This window comes from Fusobacterium varium (genome assembly GCA_021531615.1).
Lineage (GTDB): Bacteria > Fusobacteriota > Fusobacteriia > Fusobacteriales > Fusobacteriaceae > Fusobacterium_A > Fusobacterium_A varium_C.
This window is the reverse complement of record JADYUE010000001.1, coordinates 59,111-80,258: the sequence shown is the minus strand read 5'-3', so window position 1 is coordinate 80,258 and position 21,148 is coordinate 59,111. Positions and strand designations below refer to the sequence as shown.

Annotated in this window: 27 protein-coding genes; 6 read left to right on the top strand and 21 right to left on the bottom strand. The window is 28.7% G+C overall.

Annotation, left to right across the window (positions count from 1 at the left end; genetic code table 11):
* Positions 1-62: 62 nt before the first annotated feature.
* Positions 63-1,220, bottom strand: a complete 1,158-nt coding sequence (locus tag I6E31_00365) for an iron-containing alcohol dehydrogenase (GenBank protein ID MCF2638416.1) — start codon at positions 1,218-1,220, stop codon at positions 63-65.
* 309 nt (positions 1,221-1,529) lie between these two features.
* Between I6E31_00365 and I6E31_00360 the strand changes: the two genes are divergently transcribed.
* Complete coding sequence (locus I6E31_00360; GenBank protein MCF2638415.1) at positions 1,530-1,799, top strand: flavodoxin family protein; 270 nt, start codon at positions 1,530-1,532, stop codon at positions 1,797-1,799.
* Here the strand turns inward: I6E31_00360 and I6E31_00355 are convergent.
* The 4 genes from I6E31_00355 to I6E31_00340 all read right to left on the bottom strand — a co-directional run bounded on the left by I6E31_00355 (position 1,779) and on the right by I6E31_00340 (position 5,001).
* Positions 1,779-2,174, bottom strand: a complete 396-nt coding sequence (locus I6E31_00355; protein MCF2638414.1) for a DUF1232 domain-containing protein — start codon at positions 2,172-2,174, stop codon at positions 1,779-1,781. The genes I6E31_00360 and I6E31_00355 overlap by 21 nt on opposite strands.
* 24 nt (positions 2,175-2,198) lie before the next feature.
* Positions 2,199-3,353: a beta-aspartyl-peptidase gene (locus tag I6E31_00350; protein ID MCF2638413.1), complete on the bottom strand. Its 1,155-nt coding sequence runs from the start codon at positions 3,351-3,353 to the stop codon at positions 2,199-2,201.
* 129 nt (positions 3,354-3,482) lie between these two features.
* Entirely contained in the window at positions 3,483-3,893 is a 411-nt protein-coding gene (locus tag I6E31_00345; GenBank protein MCF2638412.1) for an arsenate reductase ArsC, read from the bottom strand.
* A 124-nt stretch (positions 3,894-4,017) separates the two neighbouring features.
* The gene (locus I6E31_00340; GenBank protein MCF2638411.1) at positions 4,018-5,001 is read right to left on the bottom strand and encodes an aspartate--ammonia ligase; all 984 of its coding nucleotides are present in this window, start codon (positions 4,999-5,001) and stop codon (positions 4,018-4,020) included.
* 499 nt (positions 5,002-5,500) lie between these two features.
* Between I6E31_00340 and I6E31_00335 the strand changes: the two genes are divergently transcribed.
* Genes I6E31_00335 through I6E31_00325 form a run of 3 tightly spaced genes read left to right on the top strand, consistent with a single transcriptional unit; the run spans position 5,501 to position 7,715 of the window.
* Positions 5,501-6,211 carry an amino acid ABC transporter permease gene (locus I6E31_00335; GenBank protein ID MCF2638410.1) on the top strand — a complete coding sequence of 237 codons (711 nt, stop codon included), beginning with the start codon at positions 5,501-5,503 and terminating at the stop codon, positions 6,209-6,211.
* Positions 6,204-6,932: an amino acid ABC transporter ATP-binding protein gene (locus I6E31_00330; protein MCF2638409.1), complete on the top strand. Its 729-nt coding sequence runs from the start codon at positions 6,204-6,206 to the stop codon at positions 6,930-6,932. Before I6E31_00335 ends, I6E31_00330 begins: the two co-directional genes overlap by 8 nt.
* A gap of 57 nt (positions 6,933-6,989) precedes the next feature.
* Positions 6,990-7,715: a basic amino acid ABC transporter substrate-binding protein gene (locus I6E31_00325; GenBank protein MCF2638408.1), complete on the top strand. Its 726-nt coding sequence runs from the start codon at positions 6,990-6,992 to the stop codon at positions 7,713-7,715.
* A 42-nt stretch (positions 7,716-7,757) separates the two neighbouring features.
* On the opposite strand, the gene I6E31_00320 is transcribed toward I6E31_00325, so the two are convergent.
* The 16 genes from I6E31_00320 to I6E31_00245 form a co-directional block, all read right to left on the bottom strand.
* Entirely contained in the window at positions 7,758-8,174 is a 417-nt protein-coding gene (locus I6E31_00320) for a hypothetical protein (protein ID MCF2638407.1), read from the bottom strand.
* Positions 8,175-8,185: 11 nt separating this feature from the next.
* The gene (locus tag I6E31_00315; protein ID MCF2638406.1) at positions 8,186-8,725 is read right to left on the bottom strand and encodes a CbrC family protein; all 540 of its coding nucleotides are present in this window, start codon (positions 8,723-8,725) and stop codon (positions 8,186-8,188) included.
* A gap of 11 nt (positions 8,726-8,736) precedes the next feature.
* Positions 8,737-9,261: a DUF2262 domain-containing protein gene (locus tag I6E31_00310; protein ID MCF2638405.1), complete on the bottom strand. Its 525-nt coding sequence runs from the start codon at positions 9,259-9,261 to the stop codon at positions 8,737-8,739.
* A 9-nt stretch (positions 9,262-9,270) separates the two neighbouring features.
* Positions 9,271-9,795, bottom strand: a complete 525-nt coding sequence (locus I6E31_00305) for a hypothetical protein (protein ID MCF2638404.1) — start codon at positions 9,793-9,795, stop codon at positions 9,271-9,273.
* A gap of 8 nt (positions 9,796-9,803) precedes the next feature.
* A complete protein-coding gene (locus tag I6E31_00300) occupies positions 9,804-10,541 on the bottom strand; it encodes a WGR domain-containing protein (protein MCF2638403.1) in 738 nt (245 codons plus the stop codon).
* Positions 10,542-10,557: 16 nt separating this feature from the next.
* Entirely contained in the window at positions 10,558-10,821 is a 264-nt protein-coding gene (locus I6E31_00295) for a DUF1963 domain-containing protein (GenBank protein MCF2638402.1), read from the bottom strand.
* Positions 10,790-11,554: a DUF4253 domain-containing protein gene (locus tag I6E31_00290; protein MCF2638401.1), complete on the bottom strand. Its 765-nt coding sequence runs from the start codon at positions 11,552-11,554 to the stop codon at positions 10,790-10,792. Before I6E31_00290 ends, I6E31_00295 begins: the two co-directional genes overlap by 32 nt.
* 13 nt (positions 11,555-11,567) lie before the next feature.
* A complete protein-coding gene (locus tag I6E31_00285) occupies positions 11,568-11,933 on the bottom strand; it encodes a hypothetical protein (protein MCF2638400.1) in 366 nt (121 codons plus the stop codon).
* An 18-nt stretch (positions 11,934-11,951) separates the two neighbouring features.
* Positions 11,952-12,506 (bottom strand): hypothetical protein, encoded by a 555-nt coding sequence (locus tag I6E31_00280; protein MCF2638399.1) that lies wholly within the window; start codon positions 12,504-12,506, stop codon positions 11,952-11,954.
* Between the two features lie 2 nt (positions 12,507-12,508).
* On the bottom strand, positions 12,509-13,141 hold the full coding sequence (locus I6E31_00275) for a DUF4241 domain-containing protein (GenBank protein MCF2638398.1): 633 nt from the start codon (positions 13,139-13,141) through the stop codon (positions 12,509-12,511).
* A 1,538-nt stretch (positions 13,142-14,679) separates the two neighbouring features.
* Positions 14,680-15,012, bottom strand: a complete 333-nt coding sequence (locus tag I6E31_00270; GenBank protein MCF2638397.1) for a hypothetical protein — start codon at positions 15,010-15,012, stop codon at positions 14,680-14,682.
* Between the two features lie 7 nt (positions 15,013-15,019).
* Positions 15,020-15,601: a DUF4274 domain-containing protein gene (locus I6E31_00265; protein MCF2638396.1), complete on the bottom strand. Its 582-nt coding sequence runs from the start codon at positions 15,599-15,601 to the stop codon at positions 15,020-15,022.
* Between the two features lie 11 nt (positions 15,602-15,612).
* Positions 15,613-16,500 (bottom strand): DUF1963 domain-containing protein, encoded by an 888-nt coding sequence (locus tag I6E31_00260; protein MCF2638395.1) that lies wholly within the window; start codon positions 16,498-16,500, stop codon positions 15,613-15,615.
* Positions 16,501-16,503: 3 nt separating this feature from the next.
* Positions 16,504-17,802: a cell envelope integrity protein CreD gene (gene creD / locus I6E31_00255; protein ID MCF2638394.1), complete on the bottom strand. Its 1,299-nt coding sequence runs from the start codon at positions 17,800-17,802 to the stop codon at positions 16,504-16,506.
* A 219-nt stretch (positions 17,803-18,021) separates the two neighbouring features.
* Complete coding sequence (locus tag I6E31_00250; GenBank protein ID MCF2638393.1) at positions 18,022-19,125, bottom strand: hypothetical protein; 1,104 nt, start codon at positions 19,123-19,125, stop codon at positions 18,022-18,024.
* Positions 19,126-19,135: 10 nt separating this feature from the next.
* The gene (locus tag I6E31_00245; GenBank protein ID MCF2638392.1) at positions 19,136-19,408 is read right to left on the bottom strand and encodes an immunity 17 family protein; all 273 of its coding nucleotides are present in this window, start codon (positions 19,406-19,408) and stop codon (positions 19,136-19,138) included.
* A 290-nt stretch (positions 19,409-19,698) separates the two neighbouring features.
* Between I6E31_00245 and I6E31_00240 the strand changes: the two genes are divergently transcribed.
* Positions 19,699-20,277: an HD domain-containing protein gene (locus I6E31_00240; protein MCF2638391.1), complete on the top strand. Its 579-nt coding sequence runs from the start codon at positions 19,699-19,701 to the stop codon at positions 20,275-20,277.
* A gap of 15 nt (positions 20,278-20,292) precedes the next feature.
* On the top strand, positions 20,293-21,117 hold the full coding sequence (locus I6E31_00235; protein MCF2638390.1) for an EFR1 family ferrodoxin: 825 nt from the start codon (positions 20,293-20,295) through the stop codon (positions 21,115-21,117).
* Positions 21,118-21,148 lie beyond the last annotated feature (31 nt).

Below are 21,148 nucleotides of genomic sequence, written 5' to 3'. Positions count from 1 at the left end.
AAAATAGTCACTATAAATATAAAAAGAGGCTGATCAGATTCTCAACCTCTAAATTAATAATATTACATAGCAGCTCTAAATATTTCAGCTATATCTTTTTCATTTCCTTTTCTTGGGTTACTGAAAGCATTTCCATCTTTTAATGCATTGATAGACATAATCTCTATATCTTCCTCTTTAACTCCAGCTTCTTTTAAACTCTTAGGAATTCCAACATCTGAAGATAATCTAAATAGTGATTCAATAGCTTTTTCAGCAGCTTCCATTGTAGATAATCCATCTACATTTTCTCCCATAAATACAGCTATATCAGCAAATTTTTCTGGATTAGCAAGCATATTGTAACGACAAACATGTGGTAGTAACATAGCATTGGCAACACCATGAGGCATATCATAAAGTCCACCTAATTGATGAGCCATAGCATGAACATATCCAAGATTTCCGTTGTTAAATGCCATTCCTGCTAATAATGAAGCATATGCCATATTCTCTCTAGCTTTTAAATTTTCTCCATTAGCAACAGCTTGTCTAAGGTTTGTAGCAATTAATTTGATAGCTTGAATAGCTGCTGCATCAGTTACAGGGTTAGCATCTTTTGAAACATAAGCTTCAACAGCATGAGTTAAAGCATCCATTCCAGTAGCAGCTGTTAATTTTGATGGTTTACCAATCATTAAAATAGGATCGTTTATAGAAACTTGTGGTAGATTTCTCCAGCTCACAATAACAAATTTAACTTTTGTCTTAGTATTTGTGATAACAGCATGTCTTGTAACTTCAGAAGCAGTTCCAGCAGTTGTATTTACAGCTATAATAGGTGGTAATGGAAATTCTAATGTTTCTATACCTGCATATTCACAAATATCCTTTGGATGAGTTACAGCAATTCCAATACCTTTTCCACAATCGTGAGGAGATCCTCCACCAATAGTAATTATCATATCACAATTGTTTTCTTTGTATATTTTAGCTCCAGCATAAACATTAACATCTTTTGGATTAGGCTCAACTTGATCAAAAACAACAGTTTCAATTCCAGCTTTAGCAAGGTATTCAATAGATTTTTCTACTGCTCCACCTTTTAAAGAACTTAAGAATTTATCTGTAACAATTAGAGCTTTTTTACCATTTAATATTTTAGCTCTTTCTCCAATAACTTCTAGACATCCTGGTCCAAAGAAATTAACACTAGGCATTAAATAATCGTAGTATCTCATTTTATCTCCTCCAAAACTTAATAAATATCTTTCAATTACAAGGATAACAAAAAAGATTATCAAATACAAGGTAAGGGAAAACCTAAAATTAGTAAAAAAACAGCTAAAAAAATCAGATGATGATTTTTTACCAAAATTAAGTTAGAAATTACTTTAAGTTTTAAAAACAAATGAATATTATAAAAAGATTAGATATTTTTTAAAAAATTATCAAATACTCTTTAAAATTTTACATAAAAATATTGACTTAGAGTTAACTCTAAGTGATATAGTAAAAATATAGAGATTAAAGTTAAAAGGAGATTAACTATGAAAAATATTTTAATTTTATCATCAAGTCCAAGAAAAAATGGAAATTCAGATATTTTATGTGAACAATTTATAAAAGGAGCAAAGGAAAGTGGACATAATACAGAGAAAATTTATATTTCTGATATGAAAATAAATTATTGCAAGGGTTGTGGAGTTTGCAATACAATATTACAAACTAAAAAAAGGGACTGTTGTATCTTAATTTGCAACAGTCCTCTTTCATATAAACTATTCTTTTCTTTAGTTCTATTTTATCAAAAGATCTAATTCAACTTCAGGAATTTTAAACCATTTTTTTATCTGCTCTTTTGATTTTTTCTTTATCTCATCATCAATAAAAGGCATCACTTTTAAAATAGCCATTCCCAAAGCAAAGATATCATCACTATAACCTACTATTGGTGTAATATCAGGTAAGGCATCTAATGGAAGAAGAAAGTAACCTAAAGCCCCAATAATTATAGATTTTTCTTTAGGTGGAATATCCTTTCTCTGTAAAGTATTGTATAAAATTAAAAGCATATAAACACCTTTAACACCTATAATTTTTAAAACTTTCTTCAATTTATCAAGAAAATTTTTCTCATTATACTCTTTTTTATACTCCTCTTTTTCAAGATTTATATTTTCCTTTTCTTCCATTAGATTTCACCATCTTTCTTTTGATTAATCTTCGTAAGTTCCTTTTCTAATAACTTTTTTATTTCTTACAAATTGTTTTCCAAGAGCGAAAACATCTGTAATATCAAGATTTTCATCTAGTAATACCATATCAGCATCACTTCCCTCTGCTAAAACTCCCTTAGCTGGATAAAGTTTTAAGAATTTAGCTGGGTTTATTGTTAAAAATTGAAGTGCTTCACTTAAAGTGAAACCATAATTATTGATAAGTCTTTTGATTTCAGCTTGGTGAACATTGATAGGCGATGCCCCTATTCTAATTAAGTTTCCTGCTGCATCATAGTCAGAGAAACTTCCATATCCATCTGAACTAAATGTTATGTGGCTTAAATCAACTCCAGCCTCTTTAGCCATAACTACTCCTTTAGCTGCAGTAGCATAATCTTCTTCAGCAAAAGAGTCAGTAATATCTATATATCCACCTTTTTTAGCAAATTCAATAGCTGAATCAAAAACCTCTTTCTTTCTATTTACATGTGTAGGTAAAAAGTGTTTAATAGGAATTTCTGATTTTTCTATTACATTCATAACTTGAGAAAGAAGTCTGTCTCCATCTCCCATATGAAGAACAACTACTCCAGCTTTATTTGAGAACATTCCAGCAGTTCTAACTTGAGAAGCTAAATCTTCAAGAATAGCTTCATCAATGTATGATGCTCTGTGATCTGATATTGCAAGTTTTACTCCAATAATCTCTTCAATAAAAGTTACATCTCTTTTTACTGTTCCAGTAATTGTAGGTGATGGAAATTCATAAGCACCAGTTGTTACATAGCAAGAGATTCCTTCCTCTTTTAAACCTTTAGCCTTTGCTACAATATTTTCTACATTTCTTGTTGTACTATCAGTTCCTAACACTCCAATCACAGTAGTAACTCCAGCTTCAACAATTTTTGATAGAGGAGCTTCAGGTACTCTAGTTTTAAAACTTCCCTCTCCACCACCACCAGTTATATGAATATGTTGATCTATATATCCAGGTACAGCTTTTTTTCCTGTTCCATCTATTACTTCACATTCAAATCCTTCACAAGTGATATTTTTATCAATTTTTACAATTTTATCATTACAAAAAAGAATATCTTGAACTCCTTTAAATTCTGGATTGTAAATCTCTACATTTTTAATAAGTTTAAACATACTCCACCTCACTATATTTTATATTGATTATATTATACAATAGATTTTTTCTAATTTAAACTATTAAATATATTATAAGTTTAATTTTACTTAGTAAAAATATCTTTTAGAATATATAATTTTCTTTATTTAAAGAGTGATAATTTTATTTTCCTTTATATCTTCAATTAATTTTTTAATTTTTTCTTCTATTTTTCTTATAACTATTTTAAACTCTTCATCAGATTTTCCACTAGGATCTTCTAACCCCCAGTCCTCTCTGTGTGAGCAGGGAAGATATGGACAGTTTACATTACAACCCATAGTTATTACAATATCTAATTTAGGAAGATCAGAAATAAGTTTAGAATATTGAGTTTCTTCCATATCTATATTATATATCTCTTTCATAATTCTTACAGCATCCTGATTAATTTGAGCTTTAACTTCTGTTCCCCCACTGTAACTTTGAAAATATTCACTTCCATAATATTTTCCTAAAGCTTCAGCAATTTGGCTTCTACAAGAGTTGTGAACACATATAAAACCAATTTTTTTCATAATTACTTTATTCTCTCCTTATATTTTTTAATTATTATATAATTATATATCTGAATGTGTCGATATATTTTTAAAAAAATTGCACCTAAACTAAAAATAGTCTAAGTGCAATAATATATCTCTATTATAGTAGATGAATATTTAATTTTTTACAAATTTCATGAACCTCTTTTGGCCACATAGAAGCTTGAACTTCTCCAATATGTAGTTTATCTAGGAAGAATAGACAGATACGAGATTGTCCTAAACCTCCTCCAATTGTATATGGAAGCTCTCTATTTAATAGCATTCTATGATATTCAAGAGTTTTTCTATCTTCACAACCAGCAATTTTAAGTTGTTTAGCTAGAGAATCTTCATCAACTCTTATTCCCATAGATGAAAGTTCTAATCCAATTCCTAAAGGCTCATAATATAGAATAATATCTCCATTTAGTTCCCAATCATCATAGTCAGGAGCTCTTCCATCATGTTTTTCTCCAGAGTTTAAAACTCCACCTATTTTCATAATAAATATTGCTCCATACTCTTTAGCTGCTGCATGTTCTCTCTCTTTTGGAGTAAGAAGAGGGTATTTATCTTCTAGCTCTTGTGTAGTTATAAATGTAATTTTTTCAGGAACTTTTCTTGAAAGTTCTGGATAAAGTCCACAAATATAATCTTCAGTATTTTTTAAAACTCCAAAAATTCCTTCAACTATTGACTTTAAAGTTTCCTCTGTTCTATCCTCTTTTGCTATAATTTTTTCCCAGTCCCATTGGTCAACATAGTATGAATGTATAAAGTCTGTATCTTCATCTCTTCTAATTGCATTCATATCTGTGTAAAGCCCTTCACCTATATTGAAGTTATAATTATGAAGTGCCATTCTCTTCCATTTTGCTAAAGAATGAACTATTTCAGCTTTGTCTCCTGCTTTTGTTATAAAGCTTACAGGTCTTTCAATTCCACTAAGGTTGTCATTTAATCCTGATTCAGGTTTAACAAATAATGGAGCTGATACCCTTGTAAGATTTAGCTCTTTTGCTAACTCTCTTTCAAAGAAGTCCTTTACTTGCTTTATTGCAACCTCTGTTTGTCTAAGATCTAATTTTGATTTGTAACTCATTTTACCACGTCCTTAATTATAATTTCCTTCAATATAGTATTAATGTCTTTTATAATAGCATTATTATTCAAAAAAGTCAATACTTCCACCTCTTTAAATTGAAATATTTTTTTATTTTTTAAATAAATAAAAATAATTTATCTAAAAAAATGCTTGACTTTTATTTTTTTAGGTTGTACAATTAGGCAAATCAAAAAAGCAAACGAGGAGGGGAAAAATGATCAGGAGATTTAGGATAAGGAAAAATCAAAAATTAAATACTAAACCTTATTCTTTAAAATTGGTTGATCAAATTTAAACTTTCTTGAAAAGATTGGGTATAAAATATAGATTATAATTTTTCTATTTATATTTTTTATTCCATGAGCATAGAGTGAAATGTGATCAATAGATTTATTCTATTGATTTTTTTATTAAAAGTTTAATGCAGCCTTTTTAGAGGTTGCATTTTTTTTATAATCAAGTAATAAAATTTTAATTATTATAAAGGGGGAAACAAATGGATTACTTAGTTTTACTGAAAGATATTTTTATTGGAGGAGATAGATACATGTATATCTTAAATGGTCTAGCTTTTTCAATCGGAACAACACTGTTAGCTACTATGATAGGAATTATCCTTGGTATCTTAATTGCACTTATGGAGCTTTCACAATTTTATCCATTAAAGCATAAAAAAGGTTGGGAAAAGTTCAACCCAATATCTTCTTTAGCTTTTGGATATGTAGATATAATTAGAGGTACTCCAGCAGTTGTACAATTGATGATCTTAGCAAACTTAATATTTGTTGGAGTTTTAAGAGATACACCTATCCTTGTTATAGCTGGACTTTCATTTGGAATTAACTCTGGAGCATATGTTGCTGAGATAATAAGAGCAGGTATTGAGGGATTAGATAAAGGACAAATGGAAGCTGCTAGAGCTTTAGGAATGCCTTATGGAGTAGCAATGAAAGAGGTTATTATACCACAAGCTATTAAGAAAATTCTTCCAGCTCTTGTAAGTGAGTTTATAACTCTTTTAAAAGAAACTTCAATTGTTGGATTTATCGGTGGAGTAGATCTATTGAGATCAGCAAATATAATTACAAGCCAAACATATAGAGGAGTTGAGCCACTATTAGCAGTTGGACTTATCTATCTAGTATTAACAGCATTATTTACTAAAGTTATGAGAAATGTAGAAAAGGGGTTGAAAGTAAGTGATTAAGGTTGAAAATTTATATAAAAATTATGGGAAATTAGAGGTTTTAAAAAATATTAGTACAGAGGTTAAAAAAGGTGATATTATAGCTATAATAGGACCTTCAGGAAGTGGAAAATCTACATTTTTAAGATGTTTAAATAAACTTGAAGAGCCAACAGCTGGACATATTTATATAGACAATAAAGATCTTATGGGAGTAGATACAGATATTAACAAAATTCGTGAAAAAGTAGGAATGGTGTTTCAACACTTTAACCTATTTCCTCATAAAACAGTTCTTGAAAATCTAACTCTTTCTCCAATGAAGATAAAAGGTTACTCACAATCTGAAGCTGAAAGTAAAGCTTTAGTTCTCCTTGAAAAAGTAGGATTAAAAGATAAAGCTGCTGTTTATCCAAACCAACTATCTGGAGGACAAAAACAAAGAATAGCTATTGCTAGAGCCTTAGCAATGGAACCAGAAATTATGCTATTTGACGAGCCTACATCAGCTCTTGACCCTGAAATGATCAAAGAGGTTCTTGATGTTATGAGAGATCTAGCTAAAGAGGGAATGACAATGCTTATTGTAACACATGAGATGGGATTTGCTAAAAATGTTGCTAATAGAGTTTTCTTTATGGATAGAGGAAATATTTTAGAAGATACTACACCAATCGAACTTTTTGAAAATCCTAAACATGAAAGAACAAAAGAGTTCTTGGATAAAGTTTTAAATAAATAATTTTACTACATTAATTAATGAAGCAATATAAATATATAAATACAGGAGGAAATGATTATGAAAAAATTTGTTAAAAGTTTACTTATGGGAGCATTAGTTTTATCTTTATCAGTTTCAGCTATGGCAAAGGACAAAATCTTTGTTGGAACAAATGCAGAGTTTCCACCATTTGAATATCTTGATAAAGGGGAAGTTACAGGATTTGATATTGAATTAGTTAATGAGCTTGGAAAGGTAATGGATGCAGATGTAAAAGTTTTAGATATGTCTTTTGATGGACTTTTACCAGCTCTTCAAATGAAAAAAGTAGATTTAGTTATTGCAGGGATGACAGCTACTGAAGAAAGAAAGAAAACTGTATCATTTACACAACCATATTATACAGCTAGTCAAGTTATTATAGTAAAAGAAGGAAATAACTCAATAAAATCTTTTGATGATTTAAAAGGTAAAAAAGTTGCTGTTATGCTTGGATTCACTGGAGATACTATTGTTAGTGAAATTGAAGGAGTTAATATTGAAAGATTTAATGCTGCTTATGCTGGAATAATGGCATTACAAGCTGATAAAGTTGAAGCTGTTGTACTTGATTCTGAACCAGCTAAAAACTATGTAAAACAAAACCCAGGATTAGTTCTTGCTGAAGCTGATGCTGAACAAGAGGAATATGCAATTGCTTTAAGAAAAAATGATAAAGCTCTTCTTGAAAAAGTAGAAAAAGCTCTTGCTGAAATAAAAGCTAATGGAACATATGATGCTTTAATTAAAAAATACTTTAACTAATAACTTAACCCCCTTAAAGGCTACAACTTAAGGGGGTTATTTTTAATATGTAACTTCTGAAGAAAGTTTTCCCTCTTCATTATAATATCTCCAAACTCCTATCTTCTCCCCTTGAAAAACTTCTCCTTCTTCTTCTAGTTGTCCATTGGGATAATATCCTTTATATCTTCCTTTTCTATCCTTTAAATTTTGCTCAAATTTTAAATTTCCATTCTCATAGAAAACTCTTATACTTTTCATTTCACCATTTTTAAAAGTTCCTATTTGAGACAAACTTCCATCTTCAAAAAATTCTTTAAACTCTCCATTAAGTTTTCCATTTTTAAAATTTTCAATAGATTCTACTTGTCCATCTTTATATTTTTTAATAACCTGTCCTGTAAAATTCTCATCTATTTGGTAACCAAAAGAATAAAAACTCACAAAACAGAATAGAACTGATAAAATTAACTTTTTCATAAATTTTACCTCTAATCAACATCATAGTATAGGAAATGTTTTCCACAATGAAGACATTTGAATAAATATCCTTGAACATGTCCTCCATCAACCATATTTTTTATTATTTCTACCTGTTCTTCACTCCATTCAGCATTAAATTCAGGACTTCCATTTTCAATAACTTCTTCTAAAACTCCCATTTCTTTCAGTTCTTTAGCTCCTACATAACCAAGAAAAGCACAAAAATCATCACAATGAGTTACCCAAATTTCTTGTTGCCAACCACAATAGCTTGGAGTTCTGTGAGTTAATTCATCTATTTTATTTTCATCACTAACTTCTCCAAAATAAATATCTATAAAATCTCCGTCAAATTTTTTACTTGCCTCTCCATTGGCTATACATTCAGGACATAAATATTCAACATCTTCAACTGAATAAAAAGGTCCAGAATAATATACATCAGTTTCTTTTCCACAACAATCACAAACTACAGTTTCATTTGTTTCAAAAGTTCCTGTTTTTAAAGGGTCTGGGTGATATTTAAAAAATGGTAATTCTTTTTTCATAATTTACCTCCTTATCCTGCTAATCCATTAACTAAAAAGTTTCCATTTTTATCAATATAACATTCTATACAATGTCCTGCAAAATAATCAGGTTCAAAAGTAATATAGACTGACATATCCTCTGTTTCTCCGTCTGAATAAATATCTGTTGCAATCTCTCCAAAATTCATACTCTTTTCAAAATCTTCTTCAGTTATTGGAGTATAAACTTTATTGTCATCTATAAGATAGCAATTTTCTTCTTCCTCAACTTCCTCTGCACCTTCTACCCATTCAGTTGCAAGATTTATATAATCTTTTTCTTTTAAAAGTTTCATAAGTTGTGATCTGTTTTTTTCAGCTTTTTCAAGCATATTATTTATTTTTTCTAGAGATTTATTTAAAATATCTTTTAATTCAACTTCAGAAATCTCTTCTTCTGTATCATAGTTTAAAAGCAGTTCTGAGTTTTGTCCTAAAAAATCAATATTGGCAGTAAAATAATATCCCCAATCATTTTTCTCTATTTCAAAATCATCTATTAATATTTTCTTCATATTCCACCTCTAATCAAAGAAATTTTTTATCTCTTTTCTTTTATCCAAAATTTTAAAAAGTTCGTCCATATCTAAATCAAACATCTTGCTTTCATCATCTATCTTAGAAAAATAATAATTTACTTTTTCATCTCCAAACTTTTTTTCTAATTCTTCCCACTCACTTTTTAGCAGAGGGACAAAAGCCAGAGTATCATTTCCTAAACTTTCCATAAATAATCTTATCTCATATTCAGGTTGGATAATTTTATTTAAAGTTTTAATAGTTGTATCTCTATCAGAACCCTCTTTATCAGGATAAGATATTTTATATTCATTTCCTTTCCATTCTATAAATATATCAAATCCCATTTCATTGTCAGCATCTTTATTTTTTCCTGAAAGTTTTCCAGATTGGATTACTCCCTCTATATAATTTATTATATCTTCATCATATTCTCTCCAATCTATCCAAACAAGTTTTTGGCTATTTTCCCAAAAATTATCAAAACTTTTTCTATCTTCATTTTTTAAAAACTCTCTCATATATTCCATAATCCACCTCAAAATTTTTCTAAATCATTATATAGTTGTTTATTAATTTCAGATTCTCCATAACCACAAATTTTAGCTATTAGCTTCATTCTTTTTAAAGATAACAATGCTTTTTCTTTTAAATCTTCATTGATTTTTCCAGTTATTTTTATCTGTGCAAAGGCTGTGGCTATTACTACTTCATCACTTTGATTAATTATAGCTTCTCTGCTTAGACCTTTATCTTTTATTTTCAATTCCTCTGCAAATGTTTTTTCATCAATTATAGGTACAGGTTCAAAATATTCCATTCCCCATTCTTTTTCTATTAAATATTTAGGGAAGTCTGAAAAACTAAAATTTTTATTTTTTCTTATTTTCTCCTCTATTATATGAAGAACATCATTTCCTGTATCACTTCCAAAAGGAGTTTCTTCGTCTCCACAATTACAATAAAGTTGTTCATCAGTAAAATGCTTTCTAAAATTAGGGTGTGAAGTAAGAAAATCTATATCATATTCTATATCATCAAAGTAATAACGATTTTCAAAATCAAAATTATTTATCTCTTTATACCCTTTTTTTATTTTAGACTTAATAAGTTTTTCAACTTGTTTCTCACACTCCTCTATACTATCCCACTCTTTAATCTCGTATTTTCCAATGCTATCTATTTTTCCATAATTTACTACAAATTTTTCTTCCAAACTTTCTATCCACCAAAATTTATGAGATTTTTCATCAATAAATTCAAAAGCTCTTTTCATAACTTCCCTCCCTCGTTTAATAGCATTGAAGAATTAACCAAACATTATCAAAGTTTTTATTTTTTAAATCTTCTTTTCTGATATTAAAATATATTTTTCCACTGTCTCCAAAATACAATCCATAATCTCCAATTTCTAATTCACTCATTTGCATAAGTAAAATCCAATCTTTTGCATTTTCTTTTATAGATTTTTTAACTTCATCATTGCCATATTTTATAGGAGCAGAGCCGTAATAAAACTCCCTTCTAATCCCACCAAAAATACCATACACTAGAATTAACTAAACTTCCTGCTAGTTGTCCAAGAGTTTCATAACTTTGGTCTACATCAGGGCAATATCCATACATCTCTATTGCTACTTTCATAGCTGTTTCTTTATCAGTAATAATTTTTTCAACTTTATATTCCAATACATCGTGAGTTATTGTAATAGGTACAGCTCCAAATTTCTTAAACCAATATCTTGATATTGCCATATGCTCTGATGTGCTAGGACACTCATTCCAATTTCCCATAGGAAACCAAGCAAATATCTCCCAAGGATTTTTTACAGGAACTTTTACTATAAACAGTTCTTCAGGCTTATCTGTTCTATAATTTAAAAATCCTATTGGAGAATTAAGCTTTTCTTCTTCACTTTCTTCAAACTCTCCAATTATATCTTCACTAAAAGAGATTTCGTCATCTTCTGCCTCAGCTTTTCTTCTATCTATTAAATCTCTTAAAATATTTTTTCCACCCTCTGAAAAAATAGATGAAATATATCTCTTTCTATAATCTCTTACATCTTCTATATTAAACTCTTCATTATCTGATATATTGAAAGATAAACTTTCTAAAAGAGTTTCATCAACAGTTACAATCACAGGAAAATATCCTTTCTCTTTTCCCTCTTTGCTATATTTTTCAAATTTTTCCATAATTTCTTCATATGTATTATTAGGAAAGTATTCATATTCACAATCGAAAAATTCTACAAAATCCTTTGCTAAATCCCTCATTATTGCCATATTATCACTTCCTTTATCCCTTTACAATTACAAGATCACTGTCACAAAAACCTGTTGTAATATGTGGCACTTGCAATATCTCCAAATCATCTAATTCTGAAACTAGTTCTTCTAAAATTTCACTAATCATTTCTAAAACATCTTTCCAATCCATCTCTTCAGGAATATTTAAGTCTGGACAAGTTCTTTCAGCAGGTTCAAAATCTTCATCACAAGCCCAGTCGTCATCATAAAAATTATAAAGCTCTGAGCCAGTAAGTTCTATTCCATAGGGTTCAAAAAGTCCAAAATTTAAAGCTATTATCTCTTTTGGAAGAGTCTCCTCTTCATCTATTCTTAAAATCCAATTTTTAATAATATTTTTTACTCTTTCTTTCATAAATTATCTCTCCTTTTATTAAGAATTATATTCTTCAGCTATATCATTTGAATAAAAATCTTCCTCTACATTTCCTAAAAACTCAAGTTCTCCCCATTCATTAGAGATTTTTTTCACAGCTCCTCCATATTTACAAGAGGGTATTCCAAAGAAACAATTATACTTTTTATCAAATCTGTCTTTTCCTAAAAATTTCTTCACAGGCTCTATTAAATCTTTCCATTCTTTAAATAAGACTTCTAGTTCATCAGTTGGCTCTTCACTATTTCCACATATTTGAAAATCTTCATCAAATGTTACTCCAAAATCATATTCAAATCTATTAAAATATTCTTCAAACATCTCTTCAAAATCTTTTCTCCAATTTTTATTCACTGAAAATATTTTTTCTAACTCTTTGTTAAAATCTTTTTCTAAAAAATTATATTCAGGATTGTACTCTTCTTCCTCTTCATCTTCCTCAAAGATACAGTAAAATGATTGAATATATTTATAAAAATCTTCTATATTTTCAAAATTTCCTACCCAAAAACTTAGATAACCAGCTTTTCTTTCACATAATTTATCTAACATAATTATTCCTCCTCTTCGTCAGAATACTCTCTTTCAATATCTATAAAGTGAATATAGAATCCACAAAGTTCTCCTTTTTCATCATATCCAAAATAACAAGGATATACCCCATCTCCCCAACCTGAAGCAAAAACAGGGATATTTAAATCACTGTCAGGAATTATAAAATTAGCCCAATCTCCACCATCTCTTTGATATTTAGGGAATTTTTTAAAACTTTCTTCTAACAGTTCTTCAAAAATATCATCATAAGGATTGTCTGCCCCTTCCTCTTCAAGTTTTTTCCAATATTTTGAATATTCCTCTTGAGCTTTTTTATCTGCTACACAACCCATTCCTGCATCTACACCAAAACCATAATATTCATCTTCCTTAGCCTCGTCCATTCCTTCTTCAGTTCTTGTGACAGCTAATTCATAAACTATTGGTTTATTTTTACTAAATTCAACTTTTACACAAGCATATCTATCTCCATAATCTTCACTTAATACCACAGCTATTTTTACAGGAAATTTTCCAAGAGGAGTTTTTTGAAGATATGTTCTTACCTCTCCAAGTTCTACTAATGGATCACAAGCTAAAATTTCCCCAGTAGGCAGATTAACTTCTTCAATATCTAAAGTATCAACTTCCATTTTTCCTATCTTCTTTTCAATAAAATAACTTTCTAAATCTACTTTACATCTAAATTTCTCTTTATTTCTCTCATACATCTCCTGCCACATAGTTTTTTCCTCCTCTGAATAATTTAAAAAATCTATCTTCATATTAATTCTATTTCCTAATTCTCTTAATTTTTTAAAATTCTCTTTATTTACAGGAAAAATAGAGTAGCTATCAGAGTTAGTATCTATATTACCAATGAAAATATCTTTTTTACTGAATACTTTATTAAACTCTTCACTCCAAACCTCTATATCATCATCTTCATCAAGGATTAAATCTTCAATATTACAGATATTTTCATCTATACCAACTTTTTTCATCACATTAAAAATCATTTGAAAATCTTCTAGTTCACATTTCCAATCAAGATAGCAAATATATCCACTTTCACTCAAAAGCCAAACCATAGCTACAACTTTTAATTCAATCTTTTCTCTATTAGAAAGGGCATTTATCTCATTATCATTATATCTGAAATTTATATTATTTCTTAGATAATTGCAAAAGTCTTCAAGAATAATTTCTAGTTTTTTTACTACCTCTCTATCATTAAAAGATAAAATCTCAGCTATTTTTAATAAAATTTTATCAGCATAAGAAGTTTCATCTTTTTTTACACTTGGCTTTATTAAAAAGCATTTCTCAAACTTATCATCTTTCATTTGGAAAATATAGATTTTATCTCCTTTATAATCATAGTTTAAATAAATGGGAAACTTTAAATTTCTCTCTTTTATCTTAAATGGATTTTTTAACAGTTCATCTTTTGAGATTTTTTTATCTAGTAAAAGATAATCTATCTCTTCACTATCAAAAGTTAAAAAATAAAATCCACTGCTTTCCAAATTATCTAAGATTTGTACTATTATAAAAGTATCAATATCATCTGTTACTTTTTCCCAAGAATATAAATCATCATTAGTTGTCATATATACAGGGGGATTTTCCAAAGATAGATCCTCTTTTTTTATTCCTGCATTCCATACACCTTGATTTTCTGTCCAAAATATTAAAAAATTATCTATCTCTTTTAATGTTTTTTCTATCTCATCTTTAGGAGTTTCATCATCCTCTAAAGCTTCTCTTTCCCAATCATGAGAAAATCCAATCTCATCTAAATTTAAAATACTACTTAAACATCTATTTATATCAAAATCTCCACACTCATGATAATATCTTCTTAAAACTTTAGGAAGATTGGTTTTTAATCTGATTTCTGTTCTGTTTATCTCTTCCCAACTTATTTTATAATTATTATTTGAAGAATTATTTCCAAAGACTTCTGCAAAAATAGGGCTATTAAAAAAGTTTTCTGAGTTTGTGGTAGTTACCCTATTAATCTTTTTTCTATATAATAGTTTAACTAGATGCTCTGCTGATAAATTATATCTTTCCATATAACCACCTTTTATAAAATATAAAAACTGCTTATGACAAAACCATTTCTTGAATTTTCAAAAAACAATTTATGTCATAAGCATCACCTCTTTTTAAGTTTTATTTAATTTTACCAATCTCTTTCCCTTATTGCTTCCTCTATATCAATATCTATTCCAAAATAATCAAGTATATCTTCAACAGTTACCCCAATACTATCTCTTGCCACTGTTTCAATCTCACTATCATTTTCATCAAACTCATCTTGCAAATCATTAATTTTTTCTGTCATCTCATCAAGTTTTTCTTGGACTTCTTCTAAATCCTCATATTCTTCCTTTTCTAAAAACTCAACTACTTCCACTATACAATCTTTTACTTTATCTACTAAAAATCTTGGATAATAATCATCATTATACATATCTTTCAAATAAACAAAATCAGAATTTAATTTTTTCATAATTTACCTCCTACTCTTCATCTAATGCTTCGCAAAGTTTATCAAAAATAGGAATAATTTCATCAGGTATTCCTTCTCCCCAACCTGGACTTTCTAAAACTTCTCCTTCTAAAGCTATATACATCTTTTTTGGTATCTCAGCTTTCATCTCATCTTCATCAACTTCCTTTATCCAATCATAGCCAGAATATACATCATTTTTAGGATTAAAAGCATATTTTTGATTTTTATAAAATCCTGAAATATAATTTTTCTCAAGAGTTTCCACAATATCATAATCTTCTAAAACCCAATCACTCTCCTCTTCACATTCTTCTCTATCTTTATATTTTTTAAAGAATTGAGGATTCATATACCAATATAAAAATAAAGCTGTTCCCTTGTCAGTATCTGGTTGTTCTGCTATCCATTTAATAACTTCTTTAGAATTATCAAAATTCCAATCTATTGCTAAAAGTTGTCTCTCTTTTGGAGAGTTTTTCTTTAAGTAATCTATAATTAAAGCTGTTTCTAATTCATCAAACTCATCTTCATCAATTTCTATATTTTCCCAATCAAAATCTTCTCTTAAAATATCTTCAATTTTTAACATAATATACCTCCTTAACAACAATCCCAATTATATATTGCTTTATCAAAATTAAGCTCTTTTAAATCTTTTTCCCTTATAAAGAAATTAGCAATTCCACAATCTCCCCACATAATCTCATTTTTCTCTGTTCTATCACTATCTATTTGAAGTAGTAGTATCTCATAATCTCCGACTTCTCTAATATCAGATTGAGTAAAATCAGGGAATCCACCTATCTTATGTCCTGCTCCAAATAATTTTTCTCCAATTTCCTTATCTTCTTCTAAAATATCCCATATCTCCCAGTAATTTAATTGATTTTCCTTATCATATATTTTTAATATATTACTATATTTCTCTTTATTTTCATCATAAAATTTTTTCATCTCTCTATCTACTATCTCTCTAAAATCATCATTACTATCTGAAAAATATCCATCTGTCAATTTAAAGCTTAAAGAGAATTCTCCCTCTACTGGAAAATAACTATCTTCATCTTTGTAAGGTTTATATTTTTCTAAAATTTCTTCCTCTGTTACACTTTTATCAATATCTTTGTAGTAAATAATTTTATACCCATCACCTAAATTTGTATCATAATCAAGTCCAAGTACATCATCATTTAATATCCAAAATTGTAACATTCCCTCTTCAATAGGATAGATATTATTCTCTGGCAACTCATCTATATTTATTTGAGCAAGTAAAGTAAGTTGCTCATTTTCTTTATTTTTAGGCACTTCTTTATCTTTAGGTAAGTATGGAACTCCACCAAATTTACTTTGGAATAGATTTGGTTTCTCATCTGATAAACTAATCTCAATCATAGGCTTTTTATTTTTTTCTAAAATATCTAAAACAATTTTTTTGATTTCATTGTTGAATTTTACTTCTTCTTCACTTAATTTTTTCTTTGCCATACTTTAATCCTCCTTTAAAACCTCAATATTTCTAGTAATATACATCATTACATAAAGAACTAACATCAATAAAAGTGTTCCTGTTATAAGTGCATATTGCTCCATCTTCAAAATAGAATACAATACAGCATAGATTCCAGATAAAAATACTAACATTCCAACTCCATATTTACTGTTTTTAGTTACAGCTTTTATATACAATGAGTTTGGAATTACCACCATCAAAGTGGCTATGATATAAGCTAAGTTAAAGCTAAAATATTCTGACATTGAAAGTAAAACTAAATAAAACATTGTAAGTGAGAATCCCACCACTCCATATTGAACATAGTGGGTAAATCTTTTGCTTGTTACCTCAAAAATATATACTACAAAAAGGCTCAAAAGTATAAATAACATACTATATTTTACAGCTCTCATAACTTGCCTGTAATGAGTTACCCCCTCATATAAATCTACTCCGATTTTTCCCTCTGTAATATCATAGAACCCATCTACAAAACTTTGCTTATAATTTCTTACAAAGGAAGAAACTTCCCATTCTGCTTTAAATCCATTTTCATCAATTACCTTTGCACTTGGTAAAATTCCATAAAACTTTGGAGCTTTCCAAGATGAACTTACTTCAAAATGGTTATTTTTTCCAAATGGAAGAATATTTATTCCCTCATTACCTCTTAAGCTTAATTTTACAGAGAAATTTATCTTCTCTTTTTGATTTAGATTTTGTCTTATAGTCCCTGAAATTCCAGTATTTATCCCCTGTTGTGTAACTCCTGTTCCTGATTCAAGCTCTATATTTTCCCCCTCAACTATAAATTCCTCAACTTTCATAATAGATTTTGTATCAGTTATCCCAAGCCCAATACCAATATTGTATGGAAAAATATTGGCAGGGACAGAATTTCTTATACTTGGAAAACTACCCTCTAAAATAATATCTCCATTGTATACAGTTGTCTTATAAATTCCCCTTTCTCTAATTTCATCTTTTAAATAAACCTTTACTTTTAAATCATCAGGAAGAATTACCAAATTTTTTGTAATCTTTCTTTTTGCCTCTTTTCCTGAATTATCATAATATGTTTCACTATCATCAAAGGGAATTGTAAGAAAAACTCCTGCAATAGTTTGTTTTCTTCCCCACTCATTTCCAATCTCTTCTACCATATTATTGTATGAGTAACCTCTATCATCAACTATTGTATGAATAAAAAATATAGGTATTTGTAATAAAATAGCAAGAATAAAGAGAAAACCTATTTTTCTAACAAGAGAATTGTTCTTTTTTAAATTAATCATATTGCACCTCCACTTTAAAAATTTTTAAAGTAATTGTAAAGGCAGATAAGTCCTAAACCAATTACTACTGATATAAAGATAATCACTGTAAATTTTAGATTATATTTAAGTTGTTTTAAAATAAAAATTGTACAGCCGATTATCATATAAATGACGATTGCTCTACACACAAGAGCCACTATATCAAAGTTTTTCATATTATCACTGTTTCCTTAAAAATTAAGTTTGTTGATGAAACATAGTAATTATCTTACACTCTGGACATATCTCTATATATAAAGTTCCCTCTGCACTATCCATTATAGTATCCCAATGTATTTGAGCAAGATACTTCATCTTCTTTCCACACTCTGGACACTCTCTATACTCCCAATCTTGCACCCAACTAGCAAATCCACCGATTGTATTTACATCATCTGTAAATGCACCATAAAATAGTGGTTTTTCTTTAGCAGAAACAACAAAATTATTATTTACCATCTCATCTATTATCTCATCTCTAAAATAATTTTCCTCTTCTCCCTCATATTCTAAGATCTCATTTGTTCCATCAAGATTAAATCTATTTGAAATCCCTTCGCTTAAAGTTACACAGTTAGGACAACAACTTGTAGTGATAATTCCATCTAAACCTAAAAATGAAAATCTTTCATCTCTTCCATCTATCACTAGAATATCTATTATCTCTCCACCACAGTGTGGACATTTTTCCCCTCTTTTTCTAGCAATAAAAGTTCCATTCTCATCTTTTTTCTCTCCCTTTTCAAAAGAGAAACATTTATCATAATTAAGTTTTATATAGTTATTATCACTGTCAAAAGTCCAACCACCTTCTTCAGCATAAATATCTGAATCTACATAAAGTTTTTTTCTCCAAGGTCTAGGATTTATTTTTAATTCATATAAAGTATCTTGTGATTTTTTATCTCCTATCATAGCAAGGCATTGTAAAAGGCAACTTCCCTCATCAGAAGATTTTGTATTTAAAATTTTTTCTATTAATTTATCTCTTACTTCATCACTTGCTTTATAATATAGTTCACTTGGATAAAAAATCTCTCTTTCACAAGCTATTTTAGAAAATTCTTCTACATATATTCCCTTTGTCATCAAATCTTGAAAAATATCACGCTCATCAGTTTTATAAAAGTTATCTTCTGTTGAAACTTTTAATTTTTTTATCACTTGATTTATCTTTTCTTCTATCTCTTTATCATTCCAATTATCAACTTCATCTCTGTGTTTCTTAGCTCTACATCTCCAACATAAACCTTCAAAACCTAAAGGTGTTCCACATTCTGGGCATCTGTATTTTAAATTCATATTGACCTCCTTAATTTTTTAACCATAAAGATAAAGAAAAAATCACTATTATAGCTCCAAACACTCCTGTAAAAAATCTAAAACCTCTCTCACCAAAAATTTCATATACAGTTCTCATAAATCTTTTTGAACCTGTAGGATTACAAATCCATTTCCAATTAAAAATCGCTCCAAAGAAAAATAAACCTCCTCCTATCACTCCTATAAGATATGGGTATCTTCTTAAATAAGGGTCTGCATTTTCCATAAACTTTATATATAAATCACTGATTGGATTGCTCATAACTATCATCCTTTTCCTGAAATTTTTGTATAAAAAAATGCTCATGACAAAATAGCTCTTTGATCTATCAAAAAACAATTAATGTCATAAGCATCACCTCTCTATTACAGAGTTTAAAATATTTAATGATTTTAGTTAATATAAGTATAATATAAAAAAATGTTTTTAACAATATTTTATTTGATAAAATTTTTATTATATTTATATTAATTTTTTTGATAAAAAACTATAATTTTAACCTGCTATATCTTATAATATATATAACAATTTACAAGTAAAGGAGAGATATAATGAGTCCAAGAGAACTATTACAAGCATTGACCATAGCAGAGAGATTAAAAGATACAACAAGACATTGTTATACATCAAAGGGGAGACATGAAAGTGTTGCTGAACATAGTTGGCAAATGACTTTAATGGCATTTTTTATGAAAAATGAGTTTCCTGAGGCAGATATTAATAAGGTAATTCAAATGTGTATTATACATGATTTAGGTGAGTGTTTTACTGGAGATATTCCAACTTTTTTAAAAACAAAAGATCATGAGGTTTCAGAGGAAAATCTTCTCAATAATTGGGTTGAATCTCTACCTAAAAATACTAGAGATGAGATGTTAAGTTTATACAAGGAGATGAAAGAGAGAAAAACTTTAGAGGCTAAAATCTATAAGGCGATTGATAGTTTAGAAGCTGTAATACAACATAATTTTTCAGATATTTCAACATGGTCTGAAAATGAATTTGATCTAAATCTAACTTATGCAAATGATAGAGTAACTTTTTCAGAGTATATGTCTGCATTAAGAGAGGAGATTAGAAAAGATACTATTGAAAAGATTTCAAAGGGAGAAGAGGATTTAAAAAAATAAAGATAAGGAGAGCATATGATAAAAAAGATTTGGGGTATGTATTTTACAGGAACAGGGACAACAGAAAAAATTGTAACACATATAGGTAAAAAGATTGCTGAAAAATTAGGAGTGGAGTATGAAAGTTACAATTTTAGTTTGCCAAAAACAAGAGAGATAGAAAAAAGTTTTACAGAAGAAGAATTAGTAGTTTTTGGTACACCAGTTATAGCAGGAAGAGTTCCTAATTTGCTTTTAAAATATTTAGGCATTTTAAAGGGAAATGGAGCTTTAGCTGTACCAGTGGTTCTATATGGAAATAGAAATTTTGATGATGCTCTAATAGAACTTAGAGATATTTTAAAAGATAAAAATATGAAACCAATTGCAGGGGGAGCTTTTATAGGGGAACATTCATTTTCAAAAATATTGGGAGCTGGGAGACCAGATATTAAAGATATGGAGATTGCCTCTAATTTTGCTGAGCAGATAGTTGAAAAAATTATAGAAAAGGATTTTGATCCAGAAAAATTAGTTGAAGTAAAAGGAGAAACTCCACTTCGTTTTTATTATCAACCAAGAGATTCAAAGGGTAACCCCATAGATATTAGAAAAGTTAAACCAAAAACAGATATGAATCTTTGTGATAGATGTGGATTATGTATTGCAATTTGCCCTTTAGGCTCAATAAATGTTGATGACCCAAGTGATGTTTTTGGAATTTGTATGAAGTGCTGTGCATGTGTAAAAAGATGCCCAACTGGAGCTAAATATTATGATGATGAAAATTATTTATATCATCAACATGAGCTTGAAGATGAGTATGGAAAAATTAGAAGAGAGCCTGAGCTATTTTTATAAAGTAAAAAGAATGATAATTAAAAAATGAAAG